Raw genomic sequence first — 16700 nt, 5'->3', positions numbered from 1 at the left:
TCGCATCCAGTGCCCCTGCCGATACGGGATAGCCCGCACAGCCTGCGCTCTCCACAATGAACCAGCCTTTTTTGTCCAACCCAGTCAAGGAGTCGTTCATGTCAGAGCATTCGGGTGTCCAGTACACCAAAGTTGACCATAGCTATTTCGAAAAACGCGGGCTGCGTCGCTACGCCGGTGTCTGGTCGCTTTGGGCCCTGGGGGTGGGGGCGGTGATCTCGGGCCACTTCTCGGGCTGGAATCTGGGGCTGGCCAATGGCTGGGGCAGCATGCTGTTTGCCACCATCATCATTGCCATCATGTATTTGGGGCTGACCTTCTCGCTGGCCGAGATGTCACCCGCCTTGCCGCACACCGGTGGTGCCTATTCGTTTGCCCGCACTGCCATGGGGCCCTGGGGTGGTTTCCTCACCGGCCTGTCGGAAAACGTCGAGTACGTCATCACCCCCGCCGTCATCGTGTATTTCATCAGCAGCTATATGGGGGGCATCTTCGGCACGCCCGTCGAGTACCTGCCGCTCTGGTGGATAGGTTTCTACATCTTTTTTGTGGGGCTCAACATCGTGGGCGTGGAGTTGTCCTTCAAGGTCACCCTCGTCATCACACTGCTGGCCCTGGCCTGCCTGGCCGTCTTTTGGGTTAGCGCACTGCCCAACATCGACTTCAGCCGCTGGGCCATGAACGTGGGCGAGGGCGGCGTTTTGCTGGAAAACGGTAACGGCCCCCTGCTGCCCCTGGGCATCACCGGCGTGTTGGCTGCCATGCCGTTTGCCGTGTGGCTGTTTCTGGCCATTGAGCAACTACCGCTGGCCGCCGAAGAGTCGGTGGACCCCAAGCGCGACATGCCACGCGGCATTCTGGCCGGCATCTTCACGCTGATCTTCTCGGCCTTCATGGTGCTGTGGCTCAACCCCTCGATTGCCGGCATCGGTGCGCACACACTGGCCAAGTCGGGCGAACCGCTGCTGGACGGCTTCAAGGCCATCTACGGTGACGGCATTGCCAAGGTGCTGGCGCTGGTGGCGGTGCTGGGTCTGATTGCCAGCTTCCACACCATCATCTTTGCCAAGGGCCGCCAGATTTATTCGCTGAGCCGCGCCGGTTACTTTCCTTCGGTGTTGTCCATCACCCATGGCAGCCGCAAAACACCCCACCTGGCCATGATCCTGGGTTCGGTGGTGGCCTTGGCCGTGATGTTTGTGTTGTGGTTCAGCCTGGGCTCGGACAAGGGCGCCGCCGTCATTGGTGGCACGCTGCTCAACATGGCCGTGTTTGGCGCCATGTTCTCTTACATCATGCAGGCGCTGTCCTTCATCCTGTTGCGCAAGAACATGCCCAACATCCCTCGCCCCTACCGCAGCCCCCTGGGTGTGGTGGGTGCTGCGCTCACCGTGGTGATTGCCGTGGTCACGCTGTACTTCCAGCTCAGCGACCCGCTCTACCGTGACGGCGTGATGTGGGTGGCGGTGTGGTTTGCCGCCGGTATCGCCTACTTTGCCTTGGTGGGACGCAAGCGCCTGATCCTCTCGCCCGAAGAAGAGTTCGCCATGGAAATGGCCGAAAAAACACGCGCTTAAACCCACCGGAGACCTCTATGGCGACACGCAAGCCTTCTGCCCACACTGCAACGGCCAAGCCGGCTGCCACGCATGCGGCCCTGGCCGCAGTGCAGAAATCCGGCGCACCCAAAGTCAAGGTTGCGGTGACCGACATCGACGGCGTACTGCGTGGCAAGTACCTGCACCGGGACAAGTTCCTCGGTGCAGCCGAGCCCTACCCGGCGGGGGGCTTCGGCTTCTGCGACGTGGTGATGGGCTGGGACATGATGGACACCTGCTACGACAACACCACGGTCACCGGCTGGCAGCATGGGTTTCCAGATGCCCTGGCGCGACTGGACCTGAACACGGCGCGCCACGTGCCCTGGGACGACGGTGTGCCGTTTTTCCTGGGCGAGTTTGTCAACGCCGATGGCACGCCGCACCCCCTGTGCCCGCGCCAGACCCTGAAGCGTGTACTGAAGCGTGCCGAAAAGATGGGCCTGCAGGTCATGACGGGCATGGAGTTCGAGTGGTACAACTTTTTGGAGACCCCGCAAAGCTGGGCTGACAAAAAGGGCGTGGGCGCCACGCCGCTCACGCCCGGCATGTTTGGCTACTCGCTCTTGCGGGCCAACCAGAACCGCCACTTCTTCAACGCCATCATGGACGACATGCTGGCCTTCAAGGTGCCGATTGAAGGCTTGCACACCGAGACCGGCCCCGGCGTGTTCGAGGTGGCGATCGGTTTCTCGGAGGCGCTGGAACAGGCCGACCGTGCCGTGTTGTTCAAGACCGGCGCCAAGGAAATCGGCGCACGTTTTGGCATCATGCCCAGCTTCATGGCCAAGCCGCACCAGCCCCTGCCCGGCTGCAGTGGCCATATCCACCAAAGCCTGAGCGATGGCAAGAACAACCTGTTCTATGACGCCAAATCGCCGCGCAAGATGAGCAAGCTGTTCGAGAGTTACCTGGCCGGGCAGGTCAATTGCCTGATGGAGTTTGGCCCCATGATCTGGCCCACCATCAACAGCTACAAACGCCTGGTCGACGGCTTTTGGGCCCCGGTCAAACCCACCTGGGGCATGGACAACCGCACCGCCAGCTTCCGCGTCATTGCGGGGTCACCGAAGGCCACACGCCTGGAGACGCGCTGCCCCGGTGCCGACGTGAACCCCTACCTGGCCATGGCCGCAGTGATTGCAGCGGGCCTGGATGGTGTGGAGAAAGGCCTCAAGCTCACTACTCCGCCCATCACCGGCACCAATGGCGGCGCCGAGCACATTCCGCGCGCACCGCGTACCCTGATCGAGACCACCCGCAACTTCAAGGAGTCGGCCGTGGCGCGCGACTGGCTGGGCGACACCTTTGTTGACCACTTTGCCGCCACCCGCGAATGGGAGTGGCGCCAGTGGCTGGACGCCGTGACCGACTGGGAAATGAAACGTTACTTCGAAATCATCTAGAGACCCATCATGAGCATCACTTCTTTTTCATTCCCCACGCCCATCAAGTTTGGCGCCGGCGCGCGCAAGCTGGTGGCCCAGCACTTGAAGGATCTGGGCCTCAAGCGCCCGCTTATCGTGACCGACAAGGCTCTGGGCGCGTTGCCCGTGCTGGCCGAATTTCAGACCCACCTGGCAGGGCTGGACGTGGCCGTGTTTTCGGGCGTGTTTGGCAACCCCACCTGCAGCCAGGTGATGGACGGTGCGGCGGCTTACCAGGCGCACCGGGCTGACTGCGTGATTGGTTTTGGCGGCGGCGCCGCGCTGGATGTGGCCAAGGTCGTGGGCCTGGCCGCCACACACGAGGGTGACATCCTGGAATACGTGTGGGACCACCCGCTGGTGCGCCCCATCACCAACGAGTTGCCCTACTTTGTGGCGCTGCCCACCACCTCGGGCACGGGCTCGGAGGTGGGCCGCTCCAGCGTGGTGAGCGAAAATGACACCCACTTGAAACGCGTGGTCTTCAGCCCCAAAATCTTGGCCAAGACCGTGTTTGCAGACCCCGAGCTCACGCTGGGCCTGCCACCGCATGTGACGGCCGCCACCGGCATGGACGCATTGACCCACAACATCGAGAGTTACCTCTCGCCCGCCTACCACCCGCTGTGCGATGGCATTGCGCTGGAGGGCACACGCATCGCCGCCGCCGCGCTGGTCACCGCCGTCAAAGACCCGGGCAACCTGCCCGCGCGCTCCGACATGATGATGTCGTCCATGATGGGCGCCATCGCGTTCCAGAAAGACCTGGGCGCCGTGCACTCCTGCGCCCATGCACTGGGCGCCGTGTGCGACCTGCACCATGGCCTGGCCAACGCGCTGATGATCGACACCGTGATGGCCTGGAACAGAGAGGCCGTGCCCGCCAAGTTTGACGAGCTGGCCCATGTGTGTGGTGTGCCGGGTGGTGGCAAGGCCTTTGTGGCCTGGCTGCAAGGCATCAAGGCGCAGGTGGGCATCACGGGTACGCTGTCCAGCCATGGCGTCAAACCCGAGCATCTGGTGCGCCTGGTGGAGGTGGCCATGGCCGACATCTGCCACCAGACCAACCCGCGCCCCTGCACCGCCGCCGACTTTGAGCGCCTGTTCAAGGCCGCCATGTGATGCACAGCGCCGGGGAACGCCTCAAGATCGCCGTGAGTGCATGTTTTATGCACCCGGACCCGGCGCGCGCCGCGTTTGCCAAGAAGACGCTGAACTACGTAGAGCTGTCGGTGCCGCACTGGCTCATGTCCGGCGGTGCGCTGCCGGTCATGGTGCCGTCGGTAGAGGGCGACACCGCCCGCGGCAGCATCACGCTGGATGACTACGCCCAGTGGTTGGACGGCCTGGTGCTGCATGGCGGTGCCGACCTGTGGCCCGGCAGTTATGGCGAGGCACCCATAGACGCGCGTTGGCAGGGCGACAAAGTGCGCGATGCGTACGAGATGGCGCTGGTGAAGGTCTTTGTGGCGGCGGGCAAGCCGGTGTTCGGCATCTGCCGCGGCCTGCAGCTCATCAACGCCACCTTTGGCGGCACGCTGGTGCAAGACATTCCCACCCAGCGCCCCGATGCCTTGCAGCACCGCGACGCCGAGCGTTACGACCGGAACTTCCACCAGCTCGAATTAGTGCCAAAAACACGCCTTAGCGCGCTTCTGGATTGCGCAAGAAGCTATAAAATTAATAGCGTGCACCACCAGTGCATCAAGGACCTGGCGCCCGGCTTTGAAGTGGAAGCGCGTTGCCCGGACGACGGCACCATCGAGGCCATCCGCGCCACTGGGTCGGACTGGATTGCCGCGGTGCAGTGGCACCCCGAATTTCACAAAGCCGAGCACGGCACGCTGGACGACACCCCGCTGCTGCACGATTTTTTGGCCCAGGCGCACGCGGTGCGTGCGGCGGCCCACCACACCCTTTCCCCTGAACTCTGAACTTTGAGCACCCCATGAGCCAACTCGCCATCCACAACCCGGCCAACGGCCACCTCATCACCACCCTGGGCGCTGACGATCCCAGCACCGTGGCCGCTAAAGCCGCGCGTGCCCGTGCCGCCCAGCACGCCTGGGCCGCCACGCCGCTGGCCGATCGCAAGGCCTGCATCACGGCTTTTCGCGCCGGGGTGGTGCACGACCTGGAGTCGCTGGCTTTCACCATGACACGTGAGACTGGCAAACCCATCAAGATGTCGCGCAATGAACTTAATGGCCTGCTGGGTCGGCTCGATTTCTTTTTGGCCGAGGCCGACGCCACGCTGGCCACCCAAACCGTGTTCTCTGAGGGCGGCATGACGGAGCAAATCGAACACACACCGCTGGGCGTGGTGGCCAACATCTCGGCCTGGAACTACCCTTGGTTTGTGGGCTGCAACGTCATCGTGCCCGCGCTGCTCACCGGCAACACGGTGCTCTACAAACCCTCGGAGTACGCCACGCTCACCGGGCTGGAAATCACCCGCCTGCTGCACAAGGCCGGTGTGCCGGAGGACGTGATGATTTGCCTGGTGGGCGCCGGTGCTGTGGGCGCCGCGCTGCTGGAGCAAAAGGTGGACGGTGTGTTTTTCACCGGCTCGTATGCCACCGGCGCACGGATTGCCCAGGCCGTGGGCAGCAAGTTCGTGAAGCTGCAGCTGGAGCTGGGCGGCAAAGACCCCACCTACGTATGCGACGACGCCAACGTGCAGGTGGCCGCCGAGAGCCTGGCTGATGGCGCTATGTACAACACCGGCCAAAGCTGCTGCTCGGTCGAGCGTGTGTATGTGCACGAAAAAATCTACGACCAGTTTGTGGAGGCCTTCGTCAATACGGTCAAAACCTTCAAAACCGGCGATCCGGTGGCCGAGGACACCTATATCGGTGCACTGACCCGCGCCCCGCAGCTCGATGTGCTGGCGGCCCAGGTGGCCGATGCACAGGCCAAGGGCGCCACGCTGCTCACCGGTGGTGCGCGTGGCATCGGTGAGGGCAACTGGTTCGCGCCCACGGTGTTCTCCCATGTGAACCACAGCATGGAGCTGATGCGCGAAGAAAGCTTCGGCCCCATCATCGGCATCCAGAAAGTGGGCAGCGACGCCGAGGCCGTGAAATTGATGAACGACACCCGCTACGGCCTGACCGCCGGTGTGTTCACCCCCAATGAAGCACGTGCCAAAGCGGTACTGGAGCAGGTGCACGCCGGCACCGTCTACTGGAACTGCTGCGACCGCGTGAGTCCGCGCCTGCCTTGGAGCGGCCATGGCGATTCGGGCGTGGGTCTCACGCTCTCTACGTACGGTATCCAGACCTTTACCCGCCCCAAGGCATGGCATTTGCGTAAGGCCTAAGCGCTAGGGCAAATTTGCGCGGCTGCACCAATTCGGGCCGCCGCGCGAAACTGCCGTAGGCGAGTGGACTTTCACGACAGTTACCAACGTAAAGGACGGACCAATGAGCACACAAAGCGTTATGCGCGAGCCGCGCGACGCGGATGCACAACTGCTGGAAAGCATGGGCTACCAGCAGGACCTGCACCGACGGATGAGCAAGTTTTCCAACTTCGCCGTCTCTTTCTCCATCATTTGTATCCTGGCCGGCGGCATTACGGCCTTCCCCAGCGCACTGGGTGCGGGCGGCGGTTTTTCCATCAGCCTGGGCTGGATTGTGGGCGCGGCCTTTGCCACCGTGGTGGCGCTGGCCATGGCGCAAATTGCATCGGCCTACCCCACGGCAGGGGGCCTGTACCACTGGGGCTCCATCCTGGGCAACAAGGGTTATGGCTGGGTCACCGCCTGGTTCAACCTGCTGGGCTTGGTGCTGGTGGTCGCGTCGGTGAACTTCGGCGTCTACGACCCCTTCTTCAAGACGCTGATCGCGCCGCTGCTGGGCCTGGACACTGCCAACTGGGGCTTGGCCGAGCAAGTGGGCTTTATCTCCCTGTTCACCATCACCCAGGCCATCCTGAACCACAAGGCTGCGGGCCTGACCACCAAGTTGCTCGACATCTCGGGTTACCTGATTTTTGTGATCGCCACGGTGCTGACCCTGTCGCTGTGGATCTACAACACCACCCCGGTCGATTTTTCACGCCTCACTACCTTCGTCAACTTCAGTGGGAAAGAAGGCAGTATGTGGCCCGAGTCTGGCAACTCCGTCATGGTGTTTTTGGCCGGCCTGCTGCTCACCGTCTACACCATCACCGGGTTTGACGCATCGGCCCACACGTCCGAGGAAACCCACAATGCCGCCGAAAACGTGCCCAAGGGCATCATCTCCAGCGTGTTGTGGTCGGCCTTGTTTGGCTTCGGCATGATTTGCACCTTTGTACTGGTCATGCCCAGTGTTCCCGACGCGGTGAAACAGGGCATGGGCTTTTTCTCGGTGCTGCTGGACAGCCTGCCCCCGGCACTGAAAGCGGTGCTGGGCATAGGTATCTTTGCCTGCAACTACCTGTGCGCCCTGGCCTGCCTGATGTCCACCTCACGCATGATGTACGCCTTTGCACGTGACGGTGGCCTGCCCATGTCCAACGTGTTGAAGTCGGTCGACCCGGTGAACAAAACCCCTGGCCCTGCCATCTGGGTGTCCTGTGTGGCTGCGGTGCTGGCCACCTTGTATGCCGACGCCTTTGTGGTCTTGTCTACCGCCTGCGCTGTGTTCCTGTACATCTCGTACGTCATGCCCACCGCCGCCGGCATTTTTGCCGAAGGCAAAACCTGGACCCGCAAAGGCCCGTTCAACCTGGGCGGCCTGTCCAAACCCATCGGCATCCTGGCCGTGTTGGGGGGCTTGGTGTTGATTTTTGTGGGCATCCAGCCACCCAACCAGAAGGTGCTGTACCTGATCATTGCACTGGTGGCGTTCCTGGCTGTGTTCTGGTGGGGCTTTGGTGAACGCAATCGCTTCAAGGGTCCGCCCGCTGCGAAGTAAGTGATAAGTGATGCCGCGGGCAGCGCCCGCATGGCATGGAAGCACGCCACCCCTACCCGGGTGGCGTGCTTTTTTTATGGTGCAACGCGTAGCTGCTATCGTTGCGGGCTGTGCCCCATTGGGGTGTTGTTTGTTCAGAGGAGTGCGTGATGGCGATGGATGTGGTGGATTACAAAATTTTTGGTTCCGAGATGCAATACGTCGAGGTGGAACTGGACCCCGGCGAGGCCGCCATCGGCGAAGCCGGCGTGATGATGTACATGCAGGAAGGCATCACCATGGACACCATCTTTGGCGATGGCTCCCAGCAAGGCGGCTTTTTTGGCAAGCTCATGGGTGCGGGTAAACGCCTGCTCACCGGCGAAGGCCTGTTCACCACGGTGTTCCAAAACAGCGGCGCCGGCAAACAGCGTGTGGCCTTTGCTGCGCCCTACCCCGGCAAGATCGTGCCCATGGACCTGAGCCAACTGGGCGGCACCATCATCTGCCAAAAAGACTCCTTCCTGTGCGCCGCCAAAGGCGTGGCGCTGGGCATTGCCTTCCAGAAGAAGCTGGGTGTGGGCCTGTTTGGGGGCGAAGGCTTCATCATGCAAAAGCTCGATGGCGACGGCATGGCCTTTGTGCACGCCGGTGGCACGCTGATGGAGCGCACCCTGGCCCCGGGCGAAACCCTGCGCGTGGACACCGGTTGTGTGGTGGCTTTCCAGCCCACGGTGGACTTTGACATCCAGTACGTGGGCAAGATCAAGTCCGCCATTTTTGGTGGCGAAGGCCTGTTTTTTGCCACGCTGCGTGGCCCTGGCAAGGTGTGGCTGCAAAGCCTGCCGCTCTCGCGCCTGGCCAACCGCATCATCCTGTCGGCCCCCGCCGCAGGCGGCCGCTCGGCAGACCAAGGCTCCCTGTTGGGTGCTGGCGTGCTGGGTGGTCTGATTGGTGGTGGCAGCGACGACTAAACGCCCGCACCATGCACAGCACCAGCGGCAGCTTTGGCGGCAGGCTCTTTGCGCCCGGTCTGGACGGCGTGGGCGTGCCCGCCACGGGCCAATGGCGCCAGGGGCGGTTGGTGGTGGGCGTGCAAGACGGTGCGGCAGAACGCGAGTGGCTGGCGCCCGAGCACCCTACGCTGAGCGCGGGCGGTTTTAACGCCGCACAGCTGAGCGTGGCGTGGCCGGTAGACGGCGGCCAGCTGCAATTTTTTGTAGACGCGGGTGCTGCGCGCATGGCGTTTGCCGCCGGCATGCCCGCCAGCCTGGCCCAACCCCACGGTGTGGCCCAGCGCGCGGCGCGCGGGGTGGAGCGGCGCTTCAAGTTCTGGTGGGCGGCGCTGGCCGCCGTGGCGCTGTTACCGGTGTTGGCCGTGGCCTTGCTGGTGCTGCGCGGGGGCGATGTGGTGAACTGGGCCGTGCAACAGATTCCCCACGCGCAAGAGGCCAAACTGGGCGACCTGGTGCTGGCGCAAACCCGCGCGCAAATGCGCGTGATCGACAGCGGCCCCGCGGTGGACGCCGTGAAACACATCGGCGAGCGCCTGACCCTCGGCACCCTGCACCGCTACCGCTGGCTGGTGGTGGACAACCAGGAGATGAACGCCTTTGCCGCGCCCGGGGGTGTGGTGGTGGTCTACAGCGGCCTGCTCAAGAGCACCGACACACCCGAAGAAGCCGCAGGCGTGATCGCCCACGAGGTCGCCCACGCCGAACTGCGCCACGGCCTGCAAGGTTTGGTCAAAAGCCTGGGCCTGCGCGCCGGTGCCGCCGTGTTGCTGGGCGACTGGAGCGGTGCCGTGCTGAGCGAAGCCACCACCAGCTTGCTGGAAATGCAGTTTTCGCGCGAGGCCGAAACCCAAGCCGACACGGAGGGCCTGCGCCGTCTGGTGGCCGCCAAAATCAACCCCGAAGGCATGGCCCGCTTTATGGACAAGCTGGCTGCAAAAAGCCAAGGCGCCACACCGCCTGCGTTGTTGTCCACCCACCCGGCGTCAAGCGAACGCGCCACCCAGTTGCGGGCGCTGGCCGCGCAACACCCCGGTCCTTGGGAGCGGCTGGCGTTGGACTGGGCCACGGTGAAAGCCAGCTTGCCCTGACCTATGCGCCGCAGCATCACGCGGCACGATGTTTGCAGCGCTCTCCTGTCTATCAACACGTCAGGAGAATCTATGAACCGCAACGATGTCACGGAAAAAATCATGACCGTGAAAGTCAGCAAAGGTATTAGCTGGGAGTCGGTGGCCAAAAAAGTGGGACTGAGCAAAGAGTGGACCACGGCCGCTTGCCTGGGCCAAATGACGCTGGACGCCAAGCAGGCCAAGACCGTGGGCAAGATTTTTGGCCTCTCGGTGGATGAGCAAAAGTGGTTGCAGGTTGTGCCCTACAAAGGCTCTTTGCCTAGCGCAGTACCCACAGACCCGCTGATCTACCGCTGGTATGAAATCGTTAACGTGTATGGCACCACCATCAAGGAGCTGATCCATGAAGAGTTTGGCGACGGCATCATGAGCGCCATCGACTTCTCCATGGACATCGTGCGCCAGCCAGACCCCAAAGGGGACCGCGTGAACGTGGTGCTGTCGGGCAAGTTTCTACCCTACAAAACCTACTGATCTCAGGCCCGCTGGCGGCGCGTGCGCACCGCCGCTGCCAACTCCTGCAACACCGGCACCGTCTGCGCCATGCTGATGCAGGCGTCGGTCACGCTCACGCCATGCTTCAGTGGCTGGCCAGCCACGATGTCCTGCCGACCTTCGTTCATGTGGCTCTCGATCATGAGGCCGGTGATGCGCGCATCGCCCGCTGCAATCTGCGCCGCCACGTCAGCCGCCACCACGATCTGGCGCGCGTGCTGCTTGCTGCTGTTGGCATGGCTCACGTCCACCATTACCTGTTCGCGCAGGCCTGCAGCCTTGAGCAGGGCGCAGGCGGCGTCCACATCGGCCTTGCTGTAGTTGGGCTGCTTGCCACCGCGCAGAATCACATGGCAGTCGTCGTTGCCGCGTGTTTCAAAAATCGCGGCCTGGCCCATCTTGGTCATGCCCATGAAGGCGTGCGCGCCTTGCGCGGCCTGGATGGCGTCGGTGGCGACCTTGATGCCGCCATCCGTCCCGTTTTTGAAGCCCACGGGGCACGAGAGGCCGCTGGCCAGTTGGCGGTGGCTCTGGCTCTCGGTGGTGCGCGCGCCAATGGCGCCCCAGCTCACCAGCTCGCTGATGAACTGCGGCGAGAGCAGGTCCAGAAACTCCGTGCCCGCGGGCAGGCCCAGTGCCAGCACGTCCAGTAGCAGGCGGCGTGCCATCTCCAGCCCTTCGTTGATGGCAAAGCTGTCGTCCAGGTGCGGGTCGTTGATGTAGCCCTTCCAGCCCACGGTGGTGCGCGGCTTCTCGAAGTACACGCGCATCACCACCAGCAGGTCGTCTTTCAACGCGTCAGCTTGCACCTTGAGCTGGCGCGCGTACTCCATGGCCTGGTCGTGGTCGTGGATGGAGCAGGGCCCAACCACCACCACCAGCCGGTCGTCCTGCCCATGCAGCACTTTGGAGATGGCCGCACGGCTGCTCTCCACCAGCGCCTGCGCCGCATCGGGCACGGGCAACTTTTCCTCCAGCAGTGCCGGTGTGATCAGCGGACGCACCGCCCCAATGCGCACATCGTCGATGCGGGTGGTGTCGTGGGTGGTGAGGGCGGCGGTTGTGGAGCTGGTCATACTATGAAATTGATAGCTGCTTGCGCAGATTGGACGGGGGCTAGAGGCCTAAAACACGTGAATTTTAGGGGAAGAGGGCACTTCGCCTGTCCCTTCTTACACTTAAGTCCATGTCTACGCCGCCCACGCCGCCCTCCAACGACCTCCCCACCGGCCTCAAATGGGGCCCACTGGCCATCGTGACCGTGTGGCTAGCCGTCATGGGGGCGCTGTACCTGCTCTCGGCGCAGTACCTCAAGCCCAAGCCGGTGGCGGTGTTGCCGGGCGGGGTGCTGGTGATTCCGATGTCGCGCGATGGCCATTTCTATGCCACGGGCACGGTGGGTGGCAAGCCGGCGCGGTTTTTGGTGGACACGGGAGCGTCCATGGTGACGGTGAGCGACGCGTTTGCGCAGCAGGCGGGGTTGGTCGGTGGCACGCCCACGGTGTTCAAAACGGCCAATGGCGATTTGCAGGGGCGGGTGCTGACCGATGTGCCGGTGTCGCTCGGCCCCGCGCAAGTGTCGGGCGTGCGGGTCGGTGTGGGGCTGGTGGGCGCGGAGCCCGACGAGGCGCTGCTAGGCCAGAGCTTTTTGAATCAGTTCGAGATCACGCTGTCCGACAAACAAATGACGCTCAAACCCAAGGCTCCGTAGCTAGTATTTTGGGTCCGGCGCCTTGTTCATCTGTCCGGCAAAATGGACAAAACGCGATGTTTTGACTAATATGACGGACAAATGAGCGCACAGACGTCAACCACCTCAACCGGACTATCCGTACTGGACTTGCAGTTGCTGCACCAGCTGGGCGACCGGATCAAGCGCATGCGCAAGGCGCGGGGCTTGGGCACGGTTGCGATGGCCCAGCAGGCGGGTATGTCGCGCACCACGTTGTATGCGGTGGAGTCCGGTGATCCTAATGTGTCCATGGGCAGTTATTTGCGGGTGATGGCGTGTCTAGGCATGAGCGGTGAGTTGGCGATGGTGGCCAGTGATGTCATGCAACCAGCGCAAGCGGGCACGGCAGCTGGGCGCTCGCGCCGGCCGCGGCCTACGGTTCAGGTGACGGTGTCTACCGACACAACCCGTCACCAGGTACAGGATCTGCAGAGCCTGGCACTCCATGGGGCTGCAGTTCGACTGGTCAAAGCAGACTCTATGCTGCGTGATCGAGCAAGCCGAGTGGTCCAAAAGTGGTTAAACGACGATCCCACCAGCCGATCAGCACCGCTGTGGCAGGAGTGGCAGATGATTCTGAAGACCGGGGCTTTCAGGCGTGCGTCTGGTCGCTCGGTCCATGCGCAGCAACTGCGCCAAGCGTCTCCCCTCACGACGATTCTGCCCCCTGCGATGCGCCTCTCCATCTTGAATGAGGTTTCGCAACTCAAGGCGGGGTTAGTTTTGGGGGAGCCGACCGCGGCGGCCGGATCATGAGGCGTATTGATCTTGAACACATCATCCGGGCCTGCAGCGAAATCACGCAGTAGTACGAGTTGGTTGTGATCGGGAGCCAAGCCATTCTTGGTTCGTATCCCAATCCGCCTGCAGAGCTGACGGTATCGGCAGAGGCGGACATTTACCCGCTCAACAACCCTGCTTTGTCGGACATGATCGATGGCGCCATTGGCGAGGGTTCTGTTTTTCACGAGACCAATGGGTACTACGCCCAAGGGGTCGATATCCATACGGCCAAACTTCCGGCCGATTGGCGTGACCGGGTGGTAAGGGTGCCGGAGGCATCCTTTGCAGCAGGTGTGGGGTACTGCATTGGCGTGCTTGACCTGTTTTTGTCCAAGGCAGCTGCAGGACGCCCCAAGGACATGGCGTTTTGCACAGCGCTGCTGGTACATGAATACCTGCACCCTTCCGAGGCATTGGGCTTGGTGAAGAATATGCCACCTGATGTAAATCAGCGAGCTTTAAGCGCCCGTATCCGCAGATGGATCACCCTCGCACGCGAGGCCGGTCACATCATTCCAGAGGGGTGATTTGCAGAGGCGGGTGGGCCTTTTACACCAGCCCGTGCCGCTCCATCACCTCCCGCCAGGCGGTGAGCTTGCGCTCAAAGGTCCAGCTGGCGTTGGCCGGGCTGGTGCTGGGCAGTTTGTAGACGGGCACGCCTAGCGTCTGCGTGTGGCGTGCGTGTTTGTAGCTCTCGCCGCCGTTGTGGGCAATGGCCTGCAGCTGCGGTAGCTGCAGCCCGGCAATGTCGTTGACCACGGCGTCGCGGATGGCCGTGTCCAGGCTGCCTTCGCGCTGACAGCTGGCGTACACATCCCACACGCCCAGGCCGCGCTCCAGCAACCAGGCGCTACGCTTTTCATAGCTGCTAGCGCATATTCCATTTGGGCTAGAGGGCCAAATGGCTTGCAATATCTTCCAGAACTGGTTTTGCGGGTGGCCGTAATACTGCTGCGCTTGCAGCGAGCGCACACCGGGGAAGCTGCCCAAAATCAGCACCCGTGTGGTGGGTGACACCAGGGGCGGCAAGCCGGTCAGCACGGTGGCCGCCATGGGTCTTATTTCTTGGCCAGGGTCTTGCGGGCCTGCTCGATGCCGCCTACGTTTTCGGCCTTGCTAAAGCCCAGGCCCTTAAGCGTGTCCAGCGCAATGCCGCTGCGCCGGCCGGACTGGCAGTACAGCATCACTTTGTCGTCTTTGGTGACACCGGCCTTGGCAATCTGCTGGGCGATGGTGCCGTGTTCGATGTTGATGGCGCCTTCCACATGGCCGGCCGCAAATTCCTGCGGGGTGCGCACGTCAATGATGACGTCTTTGGCTTGGGCGGTGAGACTGAGCAGGCCGAGGGCGATGCTTGTGAAGAGGGTTTTCATGGGCGCTTTTCGGTACGAGTCTGTGTCCGCCAATTGTCGCCCGCCTCGCCGATCGTTGGCCTACTGCGGGATAAACCGCAGCCGGTAGATCAACGCACTCTCCGCATTCATGCGCGGCAGTGGCAGGCCCACTGCGGCCAGCCAGGCGCCGTGCGCCGTGGGCGGCAGCGCCTGCTGGGCACCCGCGGCCAAGGCCGCGTCGTTCAGCGGGCTGCTGGTCCAGTCGGGCGGGGTGGGGTCCAGCCGTTCAATCGTGTAGTGGGCGGCCGGGCGCAGCATGGGCAGGCGCAGCGGTGGCGTGTTGCGGTGGCTGGTGGGCGTGGTGCGGTAGACCAGCAGTAGCACTTCGCTGGCATTCGCATCGCCATGGGCTTGCCACAGCACGCCGTCGCCCCCTTTGTCATCTCCGCCCAGCCACACCTGACCGGTGTGCAGGCGGTTGCGCAGCTGCTTGTACAGGCCCACCCAGCGGCCCAGCGCCATGCGCTCGTCGTCGCCCATATGGCGCACGTCCGCCTCAATGCCCAGATGACCGCTGAGTGCCACACCGGCGCGGAAGTTCAGGCTCTGGCTGCGGCCCGTGGTGTGTGCAGGTGCGGGGCCAATGTGGGCACCCAGAATCTCGGGCGGCAAAAACTGCAGCGCACCGCGCTGGATGGCCACGCGCGACAACGCATCGTTGCAGTCGCTGGTCCACACGCGGTGGGTGTGGGCCAGCACGCCCATGTCCAGTCGGGCGCCACCGGAGGCGCAGCTTTCAATCTCCAGCTGCGGATGGGCGGCGCGCACGCGGTCCAGCAGCGCATACAGCGCATGCACAAAGCTGCGGTACGCCGGGCGGCCCAGCGCGTTGCCGGCCGTAGTCAGGTCGCGGTTCATGTCCCACTTGAGGTAGGCAATGGGTACGTTCTGCAGCAGGGTGTCGAGCTTGGCAAACAGGTAGTCGGCCACCTCGGGGCGGGCCACGTCCAGCACCAGCTGGTTGCGCATGGTGAGCAGCGGGCGGCCTTCGAGCTGCAGCGCCCAGTCGGGGTGGCTGCGGAAGAGCTGGCTGTCGGGGTTCACCATCTCGGGCTCCACCCACAGGCCAAACTCCATGCCCAGCTCGTTCACATAGTTGGCCAGGGGTTGCAGACCGTGCGGGTACTTGCCGGCGTCCGGCCACCAGTCGCCCAGCGCAGCCTGGTCGCTGTGGCGGCCCTGGAACCAGCCGTCGTCCAGCACAAAGCGCTCCACGCCCACGCTGGCGGCGGCGGCGGCCAGCGCGCGGATGTCGTCGGTGCGGTGATCAAAGTAGACCGCCTCCCAGGTGTTCAGGTGGACGGGGCGCGGGCGCATGCGGCCACCGGGCCAGGGCAGGCGGCTACGCACCGTGGCGTGGAAGTTGGCGGCCAGGCCGTTCAGGCCCGTGGTGGCGCAGCTGGCAAAAAGCGTGGGCGTTTGCAGCGATTCGCCCGCAGCCAGGCGCACTTCGCCCGGCGCCAGCCACTCGCCCATTTGCCACTGGTACTGCCCGTCGTGCAGCCACTCAATGGCCTGTTTTTGGTTGCCGGACCAAGCCAGGTGCGCGCCATACACGGTGCCCGTGTGCTGGGTGGCGCCCGGTGTGGTGACCACGGCGCCAGGAAAGCTGTCGTGTGAGGTGCGGCCACGCCGGTTCTCGCGCTGCCACAGGCTGCGCGAGAGGGCATCCACCTGCAGCTGGAATTCGTTGGCCCATTGGCCCGTGTAGGAGCGCACGGCCTGCGCATCACCGGGCAGCGGCACCGTGCCCGCGGCCAGCCAATGCACGTCCAGCACATCACTGCCGTCGTTGAACAACTCGCTGCGCAGCTGCAGCACATCGTGCGCGTCCAGCGCCATATGCAGCACCAGGCGCAGCTGGGCCACGCTATCAATCAAGTGGATAGAGATGCTCTGGCCGTCCACCAGTGTCTCGATGCGGCAGGTGGTGAACTGCTGTGCAAACTGCTGGCCGCTGCGGTGCGCCAGCAGCGCGCTCTGCATGTACCAGCCCACGCCAAAGGTGGGCGCCACGCTCAGCGGCTGGTCAAACTCCATGCTGCTGGGGGGGATGGCGCGGCCATCGCGCAACGGCGCCAGCGGCACGCAGTTATCAGGCAGGCGCGGGCCCCAATAGCGCCACAGCGGCGCTTCATGCGGGCGCACCTCCAGCACCACGCTGCTGTGGGTGCCGTGCAGAACGGTGAATGCGGCAGAGGCCTCGGGCGCGTGGGTGGGCATGGGCAGAGCAGAGGGCGGG

Annotated in this window: 16 protein-coding genes; 12 read left to right on the top strand and 4 right to left on the bottom strand. The window is 63.6% G+C overall.

The window, feature by feature from the left end; translation table 11 throughout:
• Nucleotides 1-98: 98 nt before the first annotated feature.
• The 9 genes from AC097A_RS18530 (at nucleotide 99) to cynS (ending at nucleotide 10528) form a co-directional block, all read left to right on the top strand.
• Nucleotides 99-1577: an amino acid permease gene (locus AC097A_RS18530; RefSeq protein WP_315480137.1), complete on the top strand. Its 1479-nt coding sequence runs from the start codon at nucleotides 99-101 to the stop codon at nucleotides 1575-1577.
• 17 nt (nucleotides 1578-1594) lie between these two features.
• The gene (locus tag AC097A_RS18525) at nucleotides 1595-3004 is read left to right on the top strand and encodes a glutamine synthetase family protein (RefSeq protein ID WP_479621976.1); all 1410 of its coding nucleotides are present in this window, start codon (nucleotides 1595-1597) and stop codon (nucleotides 3002-3004) included.
• A 9-nt stretch (nucleotides 3005-3013) separates the two neighbouring features.
• Nucleotides 3014-4147 (top strand): iron-containing alcohol dehydrogenase, encoded by a 1134-nt coding sequence (locus tag AC097A_RS18520; RefSeq protein WP_479621975.1) that lies wholly within the window; start codon nucleotides 3014-3016, stop codon nucleotides 4145-4147.
• The gene (locus AC097A_RS18515; protein ID WP_479621974.1) at nucleotides 4147-4959 is read left to right on the top strand and encodes a gamma-glutamyl-gamma-aminobutyrate hydrolase family protein; all 813 of its coding nucleotides are present in this window, start codon (nucleotides 4147-4149) and stop codon (nucleotides 4957-4959) included. The genes AC097A_RS18520 and AC097A_RS18515 overlap by 1 nt, the downstream gene beginning before the upstream one ends.
• 14 nt (nucleotides 4960-4973) lie before the next feature.
• Nucleotides 4974-6347, top strand: a complete 1374-nt coding sequence (locus AC097A_RS18510; RefSeq protein ID WP_479621973.1) for an aldehyde dehydrogenase family protein — start codon at nucleotides 4974-4976, stop codon at nucleotides 6345-6347.
• A 103-nt stretch (nucleotides 6348-6450) separates the two neighbouring features.
• A complete protein-coding gene (locus AC097A_RS18505; RefSeq protein ID WP_479621972.1) occupies nucleotides 6451-7929 on the top strand; it encodes an amino acid permease in 1479 nt (492 codons plus the stop codon).
• A 149-nt stretch (nucleotides 7930-8078) separates the two neighbouring features.
• Entirely contained in the window at nucleotides 8079-8882 is an 804-nt protein-coding gene (locus AC097A_RS18500) for a TIGR00266 family protein (protein WP_479621971.1), read from the top strand.
• An 11-nt stretch (nucleotides 8883-8893) separates the two neighbouring features.
• Nucleotides 8894-10012, top strand: coding sequence for a M48 family metallopeptidase (locus AC097A_RS18495; RefSeq protein ID WP_479621970.1), 1119 nt, complete (start codon nucleotides 8894-8896; stop codon nucleotides 10010-10012).
• A 72-nt stretch (nucleotides 10013-10084) separates the two neighbouring features.
• Nucleotides 10085-10528 (top strand): cyanase, encoded by a 444-nt coding sequence (gene cynS / locus AC097A_RS18490; protein WP_105260244.1) that lies wholly within the window; start codon nucleotides 10085-10087, stop codon nucleotides 10526-10528.
• A gap of 2 nt (nucleotides 10529-10530) precedes the next feature.
• On the opposite strand, the gene AC097A_RS18485 is transcribed toward cynS, so the two are convergent.
• A complete protein-coding gene (locus AC097A_RS18485) occupies nucleotides 10531-11625 on the bottom strand; it encodes a 3-deoxy-7-phosphoheptulonate synthase (protein WP_479621969.1) in 1095 nt (364 codons plus the stop codon).
• A 110-nt stretch (nucleotides 11626-11735) separates the two neighbouring features.
• Here AC097A_RS18485 and AC097A_RS18480 point away from each other — a divergent pair, with 110 nt between their 5' ends.
• The 3 genes from AC097A_RS18480 to AC097A_RS18470 all read left to right on the top strand — a co-directional run bounded on the left by AC097A_RS18480 (nucleotide 11736) and on the right by AC097A_RS18470 (nucleotide 13591).
• Entirely contained in the window at nucleotides 11736-12260 is a 525-nt protein-coding gene (locus tag AC097A_RS18480) for a retropepsin-like aspartic protease family protein (protein WP_479621968.1), read from the top strand.
• Nucleotides 12261-12341: 81 nt separating this feature from the next.
• Nucleotides 12342-13037: a helix-turn-helix transcriptional regulator gene (locus AC097A_RS18475; RefSeq protein WP_479621967.1), complete on the top strand. Its 696-nt coding sequence runs from the start codon at nucleotides 12342-12344 to the stop codon at nucleotides 13035-13037.
• Nucleotides 13038-13102: 65 nt separating this feature from the next.
• Complete coding sequence (locus tag AC097A_RS18470; protein ID WP_479621966.1) at nucleotides 13103-13591, top strand: DUF6036 family nucleotidyltransferase; 489 nt, start codon at nucleotides 13103-13105, stop codon at nucleotides 13589-13591.
• Between the two features lie 22 nt (nucleotides 13592-13613).
• On the opposite strand, the gene AC097A_RS18465 is transcribed toward AC097A_RS18470, so the two are convergent.
• Genes AC097A_RS18465 through AC097A_RS18455 form a run of 3 tightly spaced genes read right to left on the bottom strand, consistent with a single transcriptional unit; the run spans nucleotide 13614 to nucleotide 16681 of the window.
• Nucleotides 13614-14117, bottom strand: coding sequence for a DNA-deoxyinosine glycosylase (locus AC097A_RS18465; protein WP_479621965.1), 504 nt, complete (start codon nucleotides 14115-14117; stop codon nucleotides 13614-13616).
• A 5-nt stretch (nucleotides 14118-14122) separates the two neighbouring features.
• Nucleotides 14123-14437 (bottom strand): rhodanese-like domain-containing protein, encoded by a 315-nt coding sequence (locus tag AC097A_RS18460; RefSeq protein ID WP_479621964.1) that lies wholly within the window; start codon nucleotides 14435-14437, stop codon nucleotides 14123-14125.
• A gap of 60 nt (nucleotides 14438-14497) precedes the next feature.
• Nucleotides 14498-16681: an alpha-galactosidase gene (locus AC097A_RS18455; RefSeq protein WP_479621963.1), complete on the bottom strand. Its 2184-nt coding sequence runs from the start codon at nucleotides 16679-16681 to the stop codon at nucleotides 14498-14500.
• Nucleotides 16682-16700: the final 19 nt, after the last annotated feature.

This window comes from Rhodoferax sp. XS2R6 (assembly GCF_056521365.1).
Note: the sequence above shows the minus strand (reverse complement) of the source record. Positions and strands in the feature narration are given on the sequence as shown.